The organism is Pseudomonas sp. UME65 (genome assembly GCF_014170225.1).
GTDB lineage: Bacteria > Pseudomonadota > Gammaproteobacteria > Pseudomonadales > Pseudomonadaceae > Aquipseudomonas > Aquipseudomonas protegens.
On sequence record NZ_LZZQ01000005.1, the window covers coordinates 196,994 to 213,781 of the forward strand.

The 16,788-nt window shown below is 66.3% G+C and carries 10 protein-coding genes; 8 read left to right on the plus strand and 2 right to left on the minus strand.

The genetic code is table 11. The features are described 5' to 3' along the window. The first annotated feature begins 30 nt into the window (after positions 1-30). The gene (locus tag A9971_RS04525; protein ID WP_183001479.1) at positions 31-993 is read left to right on the plus strand and encodes an SDR family oxidoreductase; all 963 of its coding nucleotides are present in this window, start codon (positions 31-33) and stop codon (positions 991-993) included. Here the strand turns inward: A9971_RS04525 and A9971_RS04530 are convergent. Further along, entirely contained in the window at positions 975-3,992 is a 3,018-nt protein-coding gene (locus A9971_RS04530) for an autotransporter outer membrane beta-barrel domain-containing protein (RefSeq protein WP_183001480.1), read from the minus strand. The two genes, A9971_RS04525 and A9971_RS04530, sit on opposite strands and share 19 nt — an antisense overlap. Before the next feature lie 249 nt (positions 3,993-4,241). Between A9971_RS04530 and A9971_RS04535 the strand changes: the two genes are divergently transcribed. From A9971_RS04535 to A9971_RS04550, 4 genes are read left to right on the plus strand one after another with little or no spacing between them, the layout of a single operon-like run. Then, a complete protein-coding gene (locus A9971_RS04535) occupies positions 4,242-7,079 on the plus strand; it encodes a hybrid sensor histidine kinase/response regulator (RefSeq protein WP_183001481.1) in 2,838 nt (945 codons plus the stop codon). A gap of 2 nt (positions 7,080-7,081) precedes the next feature. Next, positions 7,082-8,356: an EAL domain-containing protein gene (locus A9971_RS04540; RefSeq protein WP_011061912.1), complete on the plus strand. Its 1,275-nt coding sequence runs from the start codon at positions 7,082-7,084 to the stop codon at positions 8,354-8,356. Between the two features lie 5 nt (positions 8,357-8,361). Then, positions 8,362-11,514, plus strand: coding sequence for an ATP-binding protein (locus tag A9971_RS04545; RefSeq protein WP_310889325.1), 3,153 nt, complete (start codon positions 8,362-8,364; stop codon positions 11,512-11,514). 57 nt (positions 11,515-11,571) lie between these two features. Continuing rightward, positions 11,572-12,225: a response regulator transcription factor gene (locus A9971_RS04550; protein ID WP_011061914.1), complete on the plus strand. Its 654-nt coding sequence runs from the start codon at positions 11,572-11,574 to the stop codon at positions 12,223-12,225. Between the two features lie 172 nt (positions 12,226-12,397). On the opposite strand, the gene A9971_RS04555 is transcribed toward A9971_RS04550, so the two are convergent. Next, entirely contained in the window at positions 12,398-12,895 is a 498-nt protein-coding gene (locus A9971_RS04555; RefSeq protein WP_011061915.1) for an Lrp/AsnC family transcriptional regulator, read from the minus strand. A gap of 124 nt (positions 12,896-13,019) precedes the next feature. Between A9971_RS04555 and A9971_RS04560 the strand changes: the two genes are divergently transcribed. The 3 genes from A9971_RS04560 to A9971_RS04570 all read left to right on the plus strand — a co-directional run bounded on the left by A9971_RS04560 (position 13,020) and on the right by A9971_RS04570 (position 16,741). Further along, positions 13,020-14,048, plus strand: coding sequence for a histone deacetylase family protein (locus A9971_RS04560; protein WP_183001482.1), 1,029 nt, complete (start codon positions 13,020-13,022; stop codon positions 14,046-14,048). A gap of 58 nt (positions 14,049-14,106) precedes the next feature. Then, entirely contained in the window at positions 14,107-15,168 is a 1,062-nt protein-coding gene (locus A9971_RS04565; protein ID WP_183001483.1) for an ornithine cyclodeaminase, read from the plus strand. 160 nt (positions 15,169-15,328) lie between these two features. Continuing rightward, the gene (locus A9971_RS04570; RefSeq protein WP_015636067.1) at positions 15,329-16,741 is read left to right on the plus strand and encodes an amino acid permease; all 1,413 of its coding nucleotides are present in this window, start codon (positions 15,329-15,331) and stop codon (positions 16,739-16,741) included. Positions 16,742-16,788: the final 47 nt, after the last annotated feature.

Below are 16,788 nucleotides of genomic sequence, written 5' to 3' on the forward strand. Positions count from 1 at the left end.
AAGCTCTGTTCATCCACGAGGAACCCCGTCATGCCCCAAGTAGCCTTGTTCGGCGCCGTCGGCGCCATTGGCCAGAGCATTGCCCGGACCCTGCGCAGCCAGGGCCAGCCCTACCGCGTGGTGGGCCGCAGCCAGAGCAGCCTGCTAAAGGCCTATGGCGCCGACCCGTTGGCCGAGCCGGTCACCTGGGACCCCGACCAGCCCGCCTCGGTCGAGGCTGCCGCAGCCGGCATCGACACCTTGATCTATCTGGTAGGGGTGGACTATTGGCGCTTCGAACTGCACCCGCAACTGATGCGCCAGACCCTGGACGGCGCCATCGCCGCCGGGGTGCGCCGGATCCTGCTGATCGGCACCGTCTATCCCTACGGCATGGCTCGCAGCAACCCGGTGGCGGAGCAGCATCCGCGCCAGCCCAACAGCTTCAAGGGCCGCATGCGCAAGGCCCAGGAAGACCTGCTATGGAAGGCCCATGCCGACGGCAAGATCCAGGCCACGGTGCTGCGCCTGCCGGACTTCTACGGGCCCGGGGTCGATAAAAGCCTGCTGCACGGCGCGTTCCAGGCCGCGGTCCAGGGCGGCACGGCGAACCTGGTAGGCCCCCTGGACCGGCCCCATGAGTTTGTCTTCGTTCCCGACGTGGGGCCGGTGGTCTGCCGCTTGATCCAGCAGCCCGAAGCCTTCGGCAAGACCTGGCACCTGGGCGGCGCCGGGGTCACCAGCCAGCGCGAGCTGCTGGAGCTGATCCGGCAGCACGGCGGTACCCGCTTCAAGCAGCGGGTGATCGGCAAGCCCCTGCTGCGCCTGCTGGGGCTGTTCGACCCGCTGCTGCGCGAGATGGTGGAGATGCATTACCTGATCAGCTCGCCGCTGATCCTCGACGACTCGGCCCTGCAAGCTCTGATCGGGCCAATCGCCAAGACGTCCTATACCGAAGGGGTGCGCCAGACACTCGCGGCGAGCGCCAGTGCCCCTCAGAACGTGAAGCGGTAACCGAGGTTGGCGGCCCAGGGCCGGTCGATGTTCGAGCCTTCGCTGGTCTCGACCTCGGCATACACCTGATGCTGGCGGCTCAGCTCACCGGTCACGCCAACCCCGGCATACCAGCCACCGCCGTTGCCATCGGGACGGCTGGCGATGCCGTTGGTGCGGACCTTGTTCTGCGCCGACAGATCCTCGACCCAGCCAGCCTTGAGGTAGGGCTGCAAGCGTGTGCCATCTTCCAGCTGCAGGTTGCGCCCGGCCCGGGCACCGGTGCGGATCTGGGTCGACAGCCCATCGCCGGGCTGCACCTGCAGGCCGTTGTCCAGGCGGTAGTTGTCGGAGCGGGCATAGAGCATGGAAACCTGCGCCTGGGGCTCGACGAACCAGCGGTTGCCCAGATCGATCTGCTTGCCGGCTTCCACCGACAGGCCCGCGCCCTTGCTGCGTGAATGCCCGGAGACTTTGGCGCCGTCGGTGCCCCATACATCCAGGCGGGTGGACCAGCGGTTCAGGGTCAACAAGGTGTCGGTGTACCAGCCCGAGTCATCCAGGTAGGTGGCATAGCCGCCCAGGTGGTAGCTGTCGAGCTTGCCGCTGCCCTCGCCCTTGAAGTTGCGATCGGTCTGGCTGTAGCCGGCCAGCGCGCCAAGCACCAGGGTGCCACCGGCGGTGTCGAGCCGGGTGTCCATGCCCAGTTGCGTGCCCTGTACCTGTTGGGAAAACGTCCGGCCAACGCCGTTGTCCAGGGATTGCTGCTGGCCGAAACCACGGATCCACACACCCTGGCGGTCGGCCCCCTGGCGCAGGTCGCCGAGGCGCTGTACCAGGGTCGCCCGCTCGGCATCCCAGGTGGCCCGCAAGGTGGCAATGGCGCTGCTGTTGACCGCCGCGCTGGCGCCGGTGGAAAGGTTGTCCGGCCCCGGCGCCGGCTGGATACGGCCGACGTTCACCAGGTTCCAGTTGCCCTGGGCATCGGCCGCAAGACCGTAGCGATAGGTCCCGGCATCCACTACCCCACCGCGGTTGGCCAGGCTGAACGAACCCGGGCCACCGGCGCTTTGCACCAGGGTCAGGCTCTGGCCCTCGGCCCCCGGTTCGCTGCCGGAGTTGCGCACCAGAATGTCGTTGTTGCCGGTGACCTGGCCGCCGACGATCAACCGGTCACCCTGCTGCAGGCCCAGGTCGGTGTTCATGATGTAGTGGCCGTCGCCCTCGAGGTCGCCACTGACCTGCAACTGCTTGAAGGCCCCCGCCAGGCCGGGATCGGCGAACTCCACCACGCCGTTGTTGGCCAGGCGGGTGAGCTGGGAGTCGCCGCGCAGGGTCCAGACACTGCTGTCGTCCAGGCTCAGTTGGGTATCACGGCTGCCGCCCTTGATCGCCCCGTCCAGGCTGGAGTGGTCGGCCAGGGACAGTTGCAGGCTGCCGCCGTCCACCAGCACATCACCGAACAGGTTCGAGCGCACGGCGTCCAGTTGCACCGCACCGGCCAGCACCCCGCTGGCGCGGTCGGTGATCCACAGCGCGGTGCCCTGCTCGCCACCGCTGCGGCCCACCAGGCTACTGTCGGTAAAGCGCGTGGTCAGGCCACCGCCGTTGACCAGGATGCCGGCGCCGTCTTCAGCCTGGATATGGCTGGACGTGACCTCCACATCGTTCACTACCCCGGCGCCAGTGGCGAAACTGACGATGCCATTGGCGTTGCTGCCGTTGGTGACCACGGTCGAGCCCTGGAAGCGGGTCGTGGCGTTGTTGCTGATGGCCAGGCCGTGAGCCTGCTCGCCGGCGGTCTGCACGTCGCTGTCCTGCAGCTCCACGCTGGCACCGCGGCCCGAGGCGAACAGGCCATAGCCCAGGTCGCCGTGGGTGACGATGCTGCTGTTGCTCAGGCTGATGCTCGCCCCCGCCATGCGGGCCAGCGCCCCCACGGAGCCCCGGCCGCTGGTTTCGATCAGCACGCGGCTGACGTTGAACACCGCACCGGGGCTGTTTGTGGTGTCCGGCGAGGCGTACAGGGCATGGGAGTTGTCGCCAAGGGTGCTGATGGAACCACCGTCCATGGTGAACACGCCGCCACGGTTGTCGATGGCCACCGCACTCTGGCCACGGGTTTGCAGAATGCTGTCCTTGACGTCCACCCGGGTGTTGCTGCCCGGCATCCAGATCGCCACGCCATAGTCGCCCAGGGTGGTGACCTGCACGCTGTCCAGATCGGCCGCGGCCTGGTCGGCGTTGACGTTGATGCCGTCGCCGTTCTGCGAAGTGATCCGGCTGTGGCTGATCACCGCCGTGCCGCCCGGTTTCTGGTACAGGCTGCTCAGGGTGATGCCATCGCCCTTGGCATTGATGCTGCCGTTGCGAAAAGTCAGGGCGGCGCTGGTCACACCGATGCCACGGCCATTCTCGGCGGTGATGTCGACGCCATCGGCGCTGAGGGAGGAGCCGACCCCTTCCACGGCCACCGCGCCAATGAAGCCGCTGGACTGGATGCTGACGCGCTGCAGCTCGATGGCCGCACCATCGGCGACGCGGACCGCATTGACCGAGCCGGTCGAAGTGGCGGTCAGGGTCAGGTCCGAGGCCAGGATGCTGGAGCCCTTGCCGGAGGCGGACAAGACATCGGCCTGGTTGCCCGAGGTGGTGATGGAGCCACCGGCCACCTGCACCTGGCCACCAGCGCTGGCCACCACGCCGCGGCTCTGGTTGCCGCTGGTGGTGATCTGCACATCGTTCAGGGTCAACTGGCTGCCGGCGCCGGTGGCCTGGGCCCCGGTGGCGAAATCCGAGCCGCCGGTGCTGATGGTCACGCCGCTCAGTTCGGCCTTGCCGCCGGCGTCCACCTGCACGCCCACCACCGCGCTGTTGGGGCTGTCCGCCGTGGCCCGGATATCGTAGCCCTGGCCCTGCAACTGGTTCTGAGCGCCGCTGACCCGCACCGCCGGCCCACGGCCGGTGTAATCGACAGACGCCTCATCCAGGGTCAGGGATTCACCTTCGGGCGAGGACAAATCGATTTTTTCATAATCAGCAGCGGTTGCAGACTGAGTAACAAGCGTCATCAACGACAGCGCGGAGCTAACGGCGAGGCTTATCGTTTTCTTAACCAGAACCATAACTTTCAAACCTTTGCGTTAGAGCACAAGAGGGTCGAAAGCCTGAAGTCAATAGGTGAACTAAAAAATGAGAATCTTCTTAAAGCCCCTGGCATTAAGAATATTCTGAAGAGGGATATAGATAGTTCTCCTTACTATGGGCCGATGCATACACAAGCCCACTTCCCAGCGTTTACCAGCCACTTCTCCGGGGCCTATATCCCGGTGGTCCTGCTGCGCCTTTTCATGTACAGCCTGCTGTCCTGCATCCTGATCATTGCCGGTTTCGTGGTCCACTGGTCACTTAATGAAACCCTCTCCAACTACCGCCGGCAAATGAACGCAGCGGCATTTAACGCACAACAATTCTTCAATCAACGGGAAAGCCTGTTGAAGGCCATTTCTTCTTCGGCCGTGCGCACTAGCGATGAGCGCCTTAGTTCAACGGCGCGCAACTTTCTGGCAAGTAACGAGCAACTGCGGGTACTGCCCTTCGGCAGTACTCCCTCCCGGCGCTGGGCCCTGGTGCTGACTGCCCGCGACCTGGTGGAAGTGGACAGCACCCACAGCCAGCTGCTGTACCTGGTGCCGGAACAGGGCCTGGTCAGCACTCTCTACGAGCCAGCGGCCACCGGCACCGGCCAGCCCTCCAGCAAGGCCGTGGACGCACCCTGGCTGCGCCAGCTCGACCAGCGTGCGGTACAGGACCTGCTGGCCCGACACCCCGAGGCCCGGACCCTGTGGTACTGGGCCGGCATCGATGGCAACAAGCAGGTGTACCTGTTGCGCCCGGTGGACGAGCATCACGCCAGCGAGGGCTGGCTGGGCCTGGAGCTCACCGAGATCGACCTGGCCCTGGACCCCCTGGGCCTGCACCAGGGCAAATACCTGCTGTATGACGCCGACGGCGCACTGGTGCTGCACAGCGCCAACTGGCAAGTGCCCGGCAGCCTGTCGCGCCTGCAGGCCGACGAGGACTCCTTCGGCCTGCACCGCCTGGGCGGGCTGCCCGACTACATCGTGCTCAATAAATCCGTGGGCAATGCCGGCTGGCGCCTGGTGTACTACGCACCGGTCAGCCAACTGCTGCGCGACAGCCGTGGCCCGCTGTACACCACCCTGCTGGTGACCCTGCTTCTGTTCGCGGTGATCTTTCTCGGCGCGCGCTACATCCGCCTGCGCCTGGTGGAACCCGCAGTGCGCCACTACAGCGCCCTGGCAGACAGCGTGTCCCTCAACCGGCGCTTCATCGAGGTGGCGCCGGTGGGCCTGTGCCTGATGCGGCGCGACAACGGCCGGCTGATCCTGTGCAATGAATCCGGGCGCCGCTGGCTGGCCTCGGTGCCCGGCCTGCGCGAGCGCATCCTCGACGAGCCGCCTGCCCGGGTGCATGCCATCGAACATGCCCTGGACGACGGCACCTTCATCCAGCTGACCTGTGCCCCCACCGGCTACAACGGCGTGGCGGCGGTGCTGTGCTGCATCAGCGACGTGACCGACTTCAAGGTGGCCGAACAGTCGCTGCTGCAGGCCAAGCTGCTGTCGGATCAGGCCAACCACGAGAAGACCCTGTTCCTCAGCACCCTGAGCCACGAGATCCGCACGCCCATGTACGGCATCCTCGGCTCTCTGGAAATGCTCCGCACCACCGCCCTCAGCGCCCAGCAGGGCGACTACCTGGAAGCCACCCAGCAAGCATCCTCGGCGCTGATGCGAACCATCAACGACACCCTCGACATGTCACTGATCGAGTCCGGCCGCCTGAGCCTCACCAGCGCCCCCTTCTCCCCGGGGCGGCTGGTGGAAGAAGTGGCCTTCAGTTACTCGGCCCGGGCCCGCAGCAAGGGCCTGCGCCTGTACGTGACCCTGGACCCGAATGTCGCCGAGCGAGTGGTGGGCGACGGCGAACGCATTCGCCAGATCCTCAACAACCTGGTGAGCAACGCCATCAAGTTCACCGAGTCCGGCCATGTGGTGCTGCGCCTGCATGCCGAGGCGGGCCCGAGCCAGGCGCCCCGCCTGCGCTTTCAGGTGGTGGACAGCGGCCCGGGGATCGCCCCGGAGTTCCAGGCCAACCTGTTCGAACCCTATTACCGGGTGCCCAGCTGGCTGGGCCAGAAGGCGTCGGGCACCGGCCTGGGCCTGGCCATCTGCCAACGGCTGGCGACGATGATGCAGGGCCAGTTGAGCGCCATCAGCGAACCGGGCCTGGGCTCCAGCTTCAGCTTCAGCCTGGCCCTGGAACCCTGCACCGCCGCCCCGGCGCCGGACCTGCCGCGCCTGGGGGTGACCCCGGTGTATGTGCGCGGGGATATCCAGGAAGTGAATCTCAACCTCTGCCACTGGTTGCGCCGCTGGGGCGCCCTGGCCATTCCCTATGTGGCCGAACGCGACCCACCGACCCGCAAGGCGGTGCTGGTGGAAGCCTTTCTCGGCCCCTCGCGGCCAGTGGCCTGGAGCGGCCCGCGGGTGCTCATGCACGCCCCCGGCATGGGCCCGCCGCAGCGCCAGGCCGGCGACAGCTGGGTGGCCCGCACCTTCAGCCTCGACAGCCTGCGCAACGCCGTGGCCCAGGCCCAGTCCGGCATCGTTGCCGAACGGTGCTTCGCCTCCCCCGAAGCCCTGGCCCCGAGCCTGGACCTCAAGCTGCTGGCGGTGGACGACAGCCCCCTGTCGCTGCAGGTGATCTTTCAGCAGGGCCGCTACCTGGGCAACCGGATGGTGGCCTGCGCCAGCGCCGTCGATGCCTTGAAACGCACCGACTTGCTGTCCTTCGACGGCGTGCTGACCGACTTGCAGATGGAACACATGGACGGTCTGTCGTTCGCCCGCACCCTGCGCGAGCGGGGGTATTGCGGCCCCATCATCGGTATCACCGGTGAGCTCTCCCCGGCGCTGCGCAGCCACTGCGAGTCGGCCGGAATCCGTCATTTGCTGATCAAGCCGGTACCCCTGGACGCCTTGAGCGAGGTACTGCAATCCATCAAGAGGAAAGTCATTTGAGCATGCTCAAGCCCCTGCGAGTCCTGGTGCTGGACGACCATCCGATCCACTGCCTGCAGGCCCGGCACCTGTTGCAGGCGGCCGGGTTCGGCCGGGTGGACAGCGCCCTCGATGCGCGCCAGGCCCTGGCCATGCTGCACCGGCAGGTCTACGACCTGGTGCTGGTGGACCTGCACATGCCGGAAATGGATGGAGTGCAGTTCATCCATGCCCTGACCGGTGTCGACCAGGTGCCGATCCTGGCCATCGTCTCGTCCTGCTCGCGGCGGTTGATGAACAGCGTCAGCCTGATGGCCAAGGAGAAGGGCCTGGCGGTACTCGGCACCTTCCCCAAGCCCCTGGAAGCGATCCACGTCGAGCAGATCAGCGCCATCATCGGCAACAGCCAGGACCCGGTGCTGGCAGCCCGGCCCGAGCACGAGGCAGTGTTCGACCGCCAGGTCCTGGAGCGGGCCATCGAACGCCGCGAGCTCAAGGCCCGGTTCCAGCCCCGGCGCTCGCTGAGCACTGGCCGGATCGTCGGCGCCGAGGCCCTGGTGCGCTGGAACAGTCCGTCCTTCGGGCTGCTGATGCCGGACTCGTTCCTTGCCTCCATCAGCCGCTGCCAGCTGGACCATGCGCTGTTGCTGCTGATGCTCGACGACGCCCTCCAGGCGCAGCAGCACTGGCAACGCCTGGGCCACCGCCTCAGCGTATCGGTGAACCTGCCCACCGGACTGCTGGACGACCCCGGCCTGCCCGACCAGTTGCAGCAGATCACCCTCGCCTCGGGGCTGGCCACCAGCGATATCTGCTTCGAGCTGCTGGAAACCGAGCGGCCACTGTCCCCCGGGCAGTATCATATGGGCGCCAGCCGCCTGCGCCTCAAAGGCTTCGGCCTGGCACAGGACGACTTCGGCATGGGCTACAGTTCCATGTACAGCCTGATCTCCACGCCCTTTACCGAGATGAAGATCGACCGCCACTTCGTGCATGGCGCCGCAGCCGACGATGCCCGCGCCGCAGCCCTGGTGGCGGCGGTGCAACTGGGCCGGCAACTGGGCCTGGAAGTGGTGGCCGAGGGCGTGGAATCGGCCCGTGACCTGGAATTTCTGCGCCAGATTGGCTGCGACAGTGCCCAGGGGTATCTTATTTCCGCCGCATTGGAGCTGGACGCCTTCACACAACTGCTGGGATGCACTGTTACTCCACCCTTTTCGTCACCTACCCGGCCCGCCTCCTCTCTCCCATGCCAGACATCCCGCTACGCCGCATCGCGAAAAACTTCCGACGATTGAATCTCGTGCTGTTCCTCATTCTGCCGTTGCTGCTGGTCATGGGCGGCGCGCTGTTCTGGGGCGGCCAGCGGATCATCCGCCAGGAACAGGAACGGATTGCCGTGGACTTCCAACTGCTGACCCGCTACATGAGCGAGCAGCAAGCTCTGCTCCAGCGGCTGGCCGGCGAGAAGCGCCTGCAATACAAGGACGCGGACCAGGATCCGGCGCAGCTCTTCCACCTCATGGAGCAACAGGAGGCGGTGGGCGCGACCCTGTTCCAGGGTAACCCCTCCTCGGTGGAAACCCCCTTCACCCTGGTCTGCCAGGACCTGGCCCAATGCCCCCACCAGAGCGCCGCAGCAGCCGGCCTTGGGCGCTACCTGGCCGATCTCTACTCCAGCTTCTGGGTGCGCTCGAGCTTTCCCGCTTCGGCCCTGCTGGTGGTGGACGCCGGTGCCGGCAGCAGCTTTACCGTGCCCACCATCGGCAGCCGCTGGCCGCGGCTGACCACCCCCCTGGTCCTGGCAGGCCTGCATGCGGTGCGCGCCAGCGCTACCAGCAGCGACAGCGACGCGATCCGCTGGATCCGTCTCAAGGACTTTCCCCAGCACATGATCGCCTTCACCGCCCTGCACAACCTTGCCCCCGGCAGCGGCCTGCAGAGTTCCGGCACCTATGCTGCCTGCCTCACCTACAGGGACCGCATCAACGTCTTCACCACGCCGCAGCGGCGGCACTTCTACGACAAGTTCTGGCTGCAGGGCCGGCTCGACGGCCTGCTGCTGGGGGATGAACCGGCGCCCCTGGCGCTGCACGAGGGGGCCAACGTGCGCAGCGACGGCCTGCTGTTCCGGATCAACGACGCCAGTGGCCACTGGAGCGGTTACTACCTGTTGAGCTACCGCACCCTGTTCCTCGGCCACTCCTGGTCCCTGGCGGCGATCTTCCTGCTGCTGATGCTCAGCCCCCTGGCCGCCAGGGTCTATGCGCGCTGGTACCAGCGCCGGGTCATAGCGCCGGCGCAACAGGCTCACGCCGAGCTGGTGGAAAACCATCAGTTCAGCCGCACCCTGCTGGAGACCACGCCAGTGGCCCTGTGCGTGCTCAGCCGCGAAGACCGGCGGATCGTCTTCGCCAACAACCTGGCCCTCAAATGGTTCACCACCCAGGTCGGCCAGAGCCTGGACGCCAGCGGTCTGGACCCGGCATTGCTGGAGCGCATCGCCCGGGCCCGGGAGCCGGGGGAGATCGAAAACTTCCAGAGCTTCGACGGACGCTCGTTCTACATCGCCTTCGCCCCCACCCGCTACCGCAACCAGGATGTGCTGATCTGCGCCTTTGCCGACCTCAGTGCGCGGGCCCAGATGGAGCAGCAACTGACCCAGGCGAAACAGGCGGCCGACAAGGCCAACGGCGCCAAGTCGGTGTTCCTCGCCACCATGAGCCACGAGATCCGCACGCCGCTGTACGGGGTGCTCGGCTCCCTGGAACTGATGGGCCTGACCGACCTGGACCGCGAACAGCGCCAGTTGCTCGAACGCATCCAGGTGTCGTCCGGGCTGCTGCTGCAGATCATCAGCGACATCCTCGACATCACCCGCATCGAATCCGGCCAGCTGTCCCTGGGGGATCAGCTGTTCGATCCCAGGGCCCTGGTCCAGCGCTGCACCGCAAGCTTTGTCGACAGTGCCCGGAACAAGGGCCTGCTGCTGTTTTCCTGGGTCGATCCAGAACTGCCTCCAGCCCTGCTCGGCGATCCGGGGCGGATCAGCCAGATCCTCACCAACCTGATCAGCAACGCGGTCAAGTTCACCCACTCGGGCCAGGTGATAGTGCGCGCCCGGGCCGAGCCCGGCAGCCAGGGACGGGTGCTGCTGTCGCTGCAGGTGGCGGACACCGGTATCGGTATCGGCAAGGAAGAACAGCAGCAGCTGTTCATCCCCTTCTATCAGATCGACGCCCACTCCCACACAGTGCACGGCGCGGGGCTGGGCCTGTCGATCTGCGCCAAGCTGGCGGCGCTGATGGGCAGCCAGATCCACCTCACCAGCGAGCTGGGCCTGGGCAGCAGTTTCTCCATGCAGCTGGAACTGCCGGTGGCCAGCGACCCCGACGCCGAGCGCCAGCCCGACCTGGGCGGCGCGCGAATCTACGTGCAAAGCCCGCACCACGAACTCACCGACAACCTCTGCCAGTGGCTGCAGAAGTGGCACGCCCAGGCCACCCCCGTGGACGCTACGGCCCCACCTCCCCAGGGCCAGGGCGTTCTCCTGCGGCTGTTCGATGACCGCCCCGAAGCGTCCGAGGCCCTGCCCCCCGGGCTGCTGCGCATCGACCTGGGCGGCCAGCAACGCACCCCCGGTGCGGGCCTGGCCGAGGCCGGCGACTACTATGCCATCGGCCGCTTGCTGGAACGCACCCTGGGCGGCGCGCCCGACGCTCCTGCCGAACCGGAACTGCCGGCCCGGGACATCGCCACTCTGGCCCCCCTGGGCCTGAACGTGCTGGTGGCCGAGGACAACCCGATCAACCAGGCGACCCTGAGCCATCAGCTGCAGCAACTGGGCTGCCGCAATACCCTGGCCGCCGATGGCGCGGAAGCCCTGGACCTGTGGCGCATCGGCGACTACGACCTGTTGCTGACCGACGTCAACATGCCGCGCATGAACGGCTACGAACTCACTTGCATCCTGCGCGCCGCCGGGGACGACCGGCCGATCATCGGCATCACCGCCAATGCCATGTGCGACGAAGAGGCCCGCTGCCAGGCCTGCGGGATGGACGCCTGGCTGGTCAAGCCAGTGCCGTTGCAGACCCTGCGGGCCAGCCTGGCACGGCTCACCAGCCTCGCCCCGGAGCCGACCGCCGAGCCGGCAGCCGCGCCTGGCAACGCGCCAGTTGATGGCCTGCCGCCGAACCTGCGGGAACTGTTTGCCCGCACCATGGGCCAGGACGTGGAACACCTGCGCCAGGCCCTGGACGAGGAGGATTACGAGCGCATCTTCCAGTTGCTGCACCGGGTGCGCGGGTCGCTGGCGGTGGCTGGCCAGGAAGCGCTGATCCTGCAGGTCCACGACTTGGGGCAGAGCTTGCGCCAGAGCGGTTTGACGGCTACCACGCGCACGCATAGCCTGATGCTGCTGCACGCCTTGCAAGACATCAGCCAGCTCGAATGAACGCTCCTAGTACCCGCATTTCTGCGCATTCCCTTTTGACAATGGATCGTGTCCACCATGAAAAAAATACGCGTTGCCCTGGCCGACGATCATCCCCTGGTGCTCGCTGCCGTCAGCGACCTGTTGAAAAAGACCCGCCAGTACGAGGTGGTGGCGGCTGTCACCACCCCCAGTGCCCTGGTCCAGCAACTTTCGGATGACCCGCGGATCGACGTGGTCATCACCGACTACTTCATGGAGGGCGACCCGACCTTCGGCGATGGCATACGCCTGGTGACCTACCTGATCCGGCACTTCCCCAGGGTCCAGGTGCTGGTGCTGACCATGATGTCCAACCCGATGATCGTGGCCGCGCTGTATGACATCGGCGTGCGCTCGGTACTGCCCAAGCGCCATGACATGAGCGAGCTGCTCAGCGCCCTGGAGAACGTCCGCCAGGGGCGCATCCACCACCCGCCGAGCCTGGTGCAGAACGAGCTCAACAGCAGCCCGCTGCGCTCCATGGCCGACGGCCTGAGCAGCCTTACGCCCAAGGAATACGAAGTGCTGCGGCATTTCGTGCGCGGCGAATCAATGATGCAGATCGCCGCCAACCTCAAGCGCAGCGTGAAGACCGTCAGTGCGCAGAAGATCTCGGCGATCCGCAAGCTCAACCTGGACAGCGACCAGGCCCTGGTCGCCTTCTGCCTGGAGTCCGGCGAATTTCAGTAGGCCCTGGGGCCGGGGCAGCGCCGCGGCCAGGCGCTGCTGCTTCTGCATCCATGGCCTGCTCAACACTGCTGTTGCCTGCCTCGCTGGAACGCGAGCGCACGACCGCGCCGAAAGTACCTGCAGGGCAATCATTGAATAGCCCGGCACAAAAAATCGGAAATCTGATGCCGCCCTACCTGGGTAGCGGCTGGGGAATCGCCAGGCGGCTGGTGGCCTTGACCTCGCGCAGCGCCAGGCTGGACTGGATCGAGGCAATGCCCGGCTGGCGCCTGAGCACGTGCTCGACAAAGTCGCTGTAGCTGTCCAGGTCACGGGCCAGCACCTGCAGCAGGTAGTCGGCGTCGCCGGTGATCTTGTGGCAGGCCTGGACCTCGGGCAGGCGCATGATCACCGTCTCGAAATCGTCCGGGGTCTGGTCGGAGTGGGTGGCGAACCGCACATGGACGAAGGCCAGGATGTCCAGCCCCAGCAGGCGCCGGTCGAGGTTGGCCTGGTAGTCCCTGATCACCCCCTCCTCCTCCAGGCGCTTGCGCCGCCGCCAGCAGGGGGTAAGGCTCAGGGACAGGCGCTCGCTGAGCTCGGCGTTGGAAATGCTCGCGTCCTGCTGCAACAGCGCAAGAATCGCCAGGTCGGTGTCGTCGAGGTTAACGCTGCGAGTCGTTTTTTTCACAATCAGCCACCAACGGGGAAAATATTACCCAAAACTCTAATTGCACCCGAACAAAAAGCAAAGAATTCGCAGCCATGCCGGAACAAACTATTTGCACCGGACAATAACAATGGATGCGTTCAGCATGCTTACCGTCTTCAGCGAATCCCACCGCCTGCACCATGGCACCGAATTGAAGGATGGCGTGCTCAAGCCCTCCTTCGAGCAACCCAGCCGCGCCGACACGGTGCGAGACCGGGTGCGCCACGTGGGGCTTGGCGAGATCATCGGCCCGCGGCGCTTCGACCGCGCCTGCTACGTGGCCGCCCACAGCGAACGTTACGTCAGCTTCCTGGAAAACGCCTGGAGCGAATGGACCGCCACCGGCCGCAGCCACGACGCCCTGCCCCTGGTGTGGCCGGTGCGCGACCTGGCCAACCAGCAGGAGCCCGAATTCATCGACGGCAAGCTGGGTTTCTTCGCCATGGACGCCGGCTCGCCGATCACCGCCACCACCTGGGATGCGGTACGCACCAGCGCCGATATCGCCCTCACCGCCCTGGCCCTGATCGATGAAGGCCAGGACAGCGCCTTCGCCCTGTGCCGCCCGCCGGGGCATCACGCCGCACGGGAATACATGGGCGGCTACTGCTACCTGAACAACGCCGCCATCGCCGCGCAGCACGCCATCACCCAGGGCGCCAGGCGGGTGGCGGTGCTGGACGTGGACTTCCACCACGGCAACGGCACCCAGAACATTTTCTATGACCGTGGCGACGTGCTCTTCGTCTCGCTGCACGGCGACCCGGCCGTGTCCTACCCCTACTTCTCGGGCCATTCCAGCGAGCGCGGCAGCGGGGCCGGCGAAGGCTGCAACCTGAACCTGCCCCTGCCGAAGAACACCACCTGGCGGCACTACCGCCAAGCGCTGGAGCTGGCCTGCAAACAGTTGCGGGCCTTCGCTCCCGAACTGCTGGTGGTGTCCCTGGGCGTGGACACGTTCAAGGACGACCCCATCAGCCACTTCCTGCTGGAAAGCGAAGACTTTCTCGGCATGGGCCAGATCATCGCCACGGTGGGCACGCCCACCCTGTTCGTGATGGAAGGCGGCTACATGGTGGATGAGATCGGCATCAATGCGGTCAATGTGCTGCACGGCCATGCCAACCGCTAGCGCGCGCCAGGCGCGCTCTCCCGCAGTGTTCAACGTTCCGACCGAGAGGGAAATCACCATGACCTTGTTTATCGATGTGGATCAGGCAGCGGCGCTGTACAAGAGCCTGGGTGTCGCCAGGGCGATCCGTGAAATGGCCGGTTATATCCAGGCCGACTACCTGCGCTGGCAAGCCTTCGAAAAGTCCCCGCGCACCGCCAACCACTCGCCCACCGGAGTCATCGAACTGATGCCCGCCGACGATGGCCAGCAGTACGCCTTCAAGTACGTCAACGGCCACCCTGGCAATCCGGCCCGGCAGTTGCTCACGGTCATGGCCTTCGGTGTGCTGGCCGAGGTGGACAGCGGCTACCCGGTGCTGCTCAGCGAACTGACCCTGACCACCGCGGTACGCACCGCCGCCACCTCGGCCCTGGTGGCCCGTGCCCTGGCGCGCCCGGACAGCCGAACCATGGCGCTGATCGGCAATGGCGCCCAGAGCGAGTTCCAGGCCATCGCCTTCCACGACATGCTCGGCATCGACGAGCTGCGGATCTTCGACATCGACCCGGCCGCCTCCCGCAAGCTCAAGCACAACCTGCAAGCCTGGCCGGGCCTGAAGGTGCGCATCGCCGAGTCGGTGGCCGATGCGGTCAAGGGCGCCGACATCGTCACCACGGTGACCGCGGACAAGGCCTACGCCACCATCCTCACCCCGGAGCTGATCGAGCCCGGCATGCACCTCAATGCGGTGGGCGGCGACTGCCCGGGCAAGACCGAGCTGCACGCAGAGATCCTGCGCAATGCCCGGGTGATCGTCGAGTTCGAGCCGCAAACGCGCATCGAGGGTGATATCCAGCAGTTGCCGGCGGACTTTGCGGTGACCGAATACTTCCGCATCGCCCAGGGCCTGGAACCGGGCCGCGAGCATGCCCGGCAGGTCACGGTGTTCGACTCGGTGGGCTTTGCCCTGGAGGACTTCTCGTCCCTGCGCTACCTGCACGACCAGGCGCGCGAACACGGCATTGGCGAGCGGATCCACCTGGTGCCGACCCCGGCCAACATCAAGGACCTGTACCAACTGATCGGCCAGGGCCCCGACGCCGCCACAGGCGCCCCGCGCCGGCTGGCCAGCGGCTGAGGCAATACCCCCATGGCCGCTGCACGGGAAAACGCCCCGTGCCCCTGTGCAGCGGCCCAACCCGAACCGGTTGCGCCACCCCGACCTACAACCACAGCGCGCAGCCCCAGCCACCCTGCACTGCCAAAACTCGACAACTATAAAATCAAGAGGTTTTGTGATGACTCCAGATACCCTCGGGGCCCCTGCGCGCCCCGTGCTGCAACGCACCCTGCATAACCGTCACATCCAGCTCATGGCCATGGGCGGCGCCATCGGCACCGGGCTGTTCATGGGCTCGGGCAAGATCATCGCCATGTCCGGTACCTCGATCATCCTGATCTACATGATCATCGGCCTGTTCGTGTACCTGGTGATGCGCGCCATGGGCGAGCTGCTGCTGTCGAACCTGCAATTCAAGAGCTTCGCCGACTTTGCCGGCGCCTACCTGGGGCCGCGCGCGGCTTTTTTTCTCGGCTGGTCCTACTGGCTGAGCTGGAGCGTGGCGGTGGTGGGCGACGCCGTGGTGGTGGGCGGTTTCTTCCAGTACTGGTTCCCCGGGGTGCCGGCCTGGATGCCCGCGGTCAGCATGATGCTGACGCTGTTCGCCCTCAACGTGCTCACGGTGCGGCTGTTCGGCGAAGTGGAGTTCTGGTTCGCCATCATCAAGATCATCGCCGTGGTCACCCTGATCGGCGTCAGCCTGGTGCTGATCGCCAGTTCGTTCGTCTCGCCCTCGGGCGTGACCGCCTCGCTGGGCCACCTGCTGGACCGGCAAGCGGCCTTTCCCCACGGCCTGCTGGGCTTCTTCGCCGGGTTCCAGATGGCGATCTTCTCCTTCGCCGGCACCGAGCTGATCGGCACCGCCGCCGCGGAAACCCGCGACCCTCACAGCACCCTGCCCAAGGCCATCAACGCCATACCGCTGCGGATCATCCTGTTCTACGTGCTGGCCCTGGCCTGCATCATCGCCGTGACCTCCTGGCAGCAGGTGTCGCCGAACAAGAGCCCGTTCGTCGAGCTGTTCCTGATTGCCGGCTTCCCGGCGGCGGCGGGCATCGTCAACTTCGTGGTGCTGACCTCCGCCGCTTCCTCGGCCAACAGCGGCGTGTTCTCGGCCAGCCGCATGCTCTTCGGCCTCGCCGACCAGGGCAATGCGCCGCGCCTGTTCAAGCGCCTGTCGGGCCAGAGCGTGCCGGTCATCAGCCTGAGCTTCACCACCCTGCTGATGCTGCTGGGGGTGTTGCTGCTGTACGTGGTTCCCGAGGTGATGACCGCCTTCACCCTGGTGTCCACGGTGTCGGCGATCCTGGTGATCTTCACCTGGTCGACCATCCTCGCGTCCTACATCGCCTACCGCAAAAAGCACCCGCAACTGCACGCCCGTTCGCGCTACAAGATGCCCGGCGGCGTGCCCATGGCCTGGTTTGCCCTGGCCTTCCTGCTGTTTGTCCTGTGCCTGCTGGCCCTGCGCCCGGACACCCGCCTGGCGCTGTGCGTGATGCCGGCGTGGTTTGTCTGGCTGGGCATTGCCTATCGCCTGACGGCGGGGCGCAAGGGGCGGGTTCATGGCCGGGCGGCATACCCGCGCTGAAGCGCAACAGTGCCAGGGATGGCACGGTTGCCAGCGGGCCAGCGTGC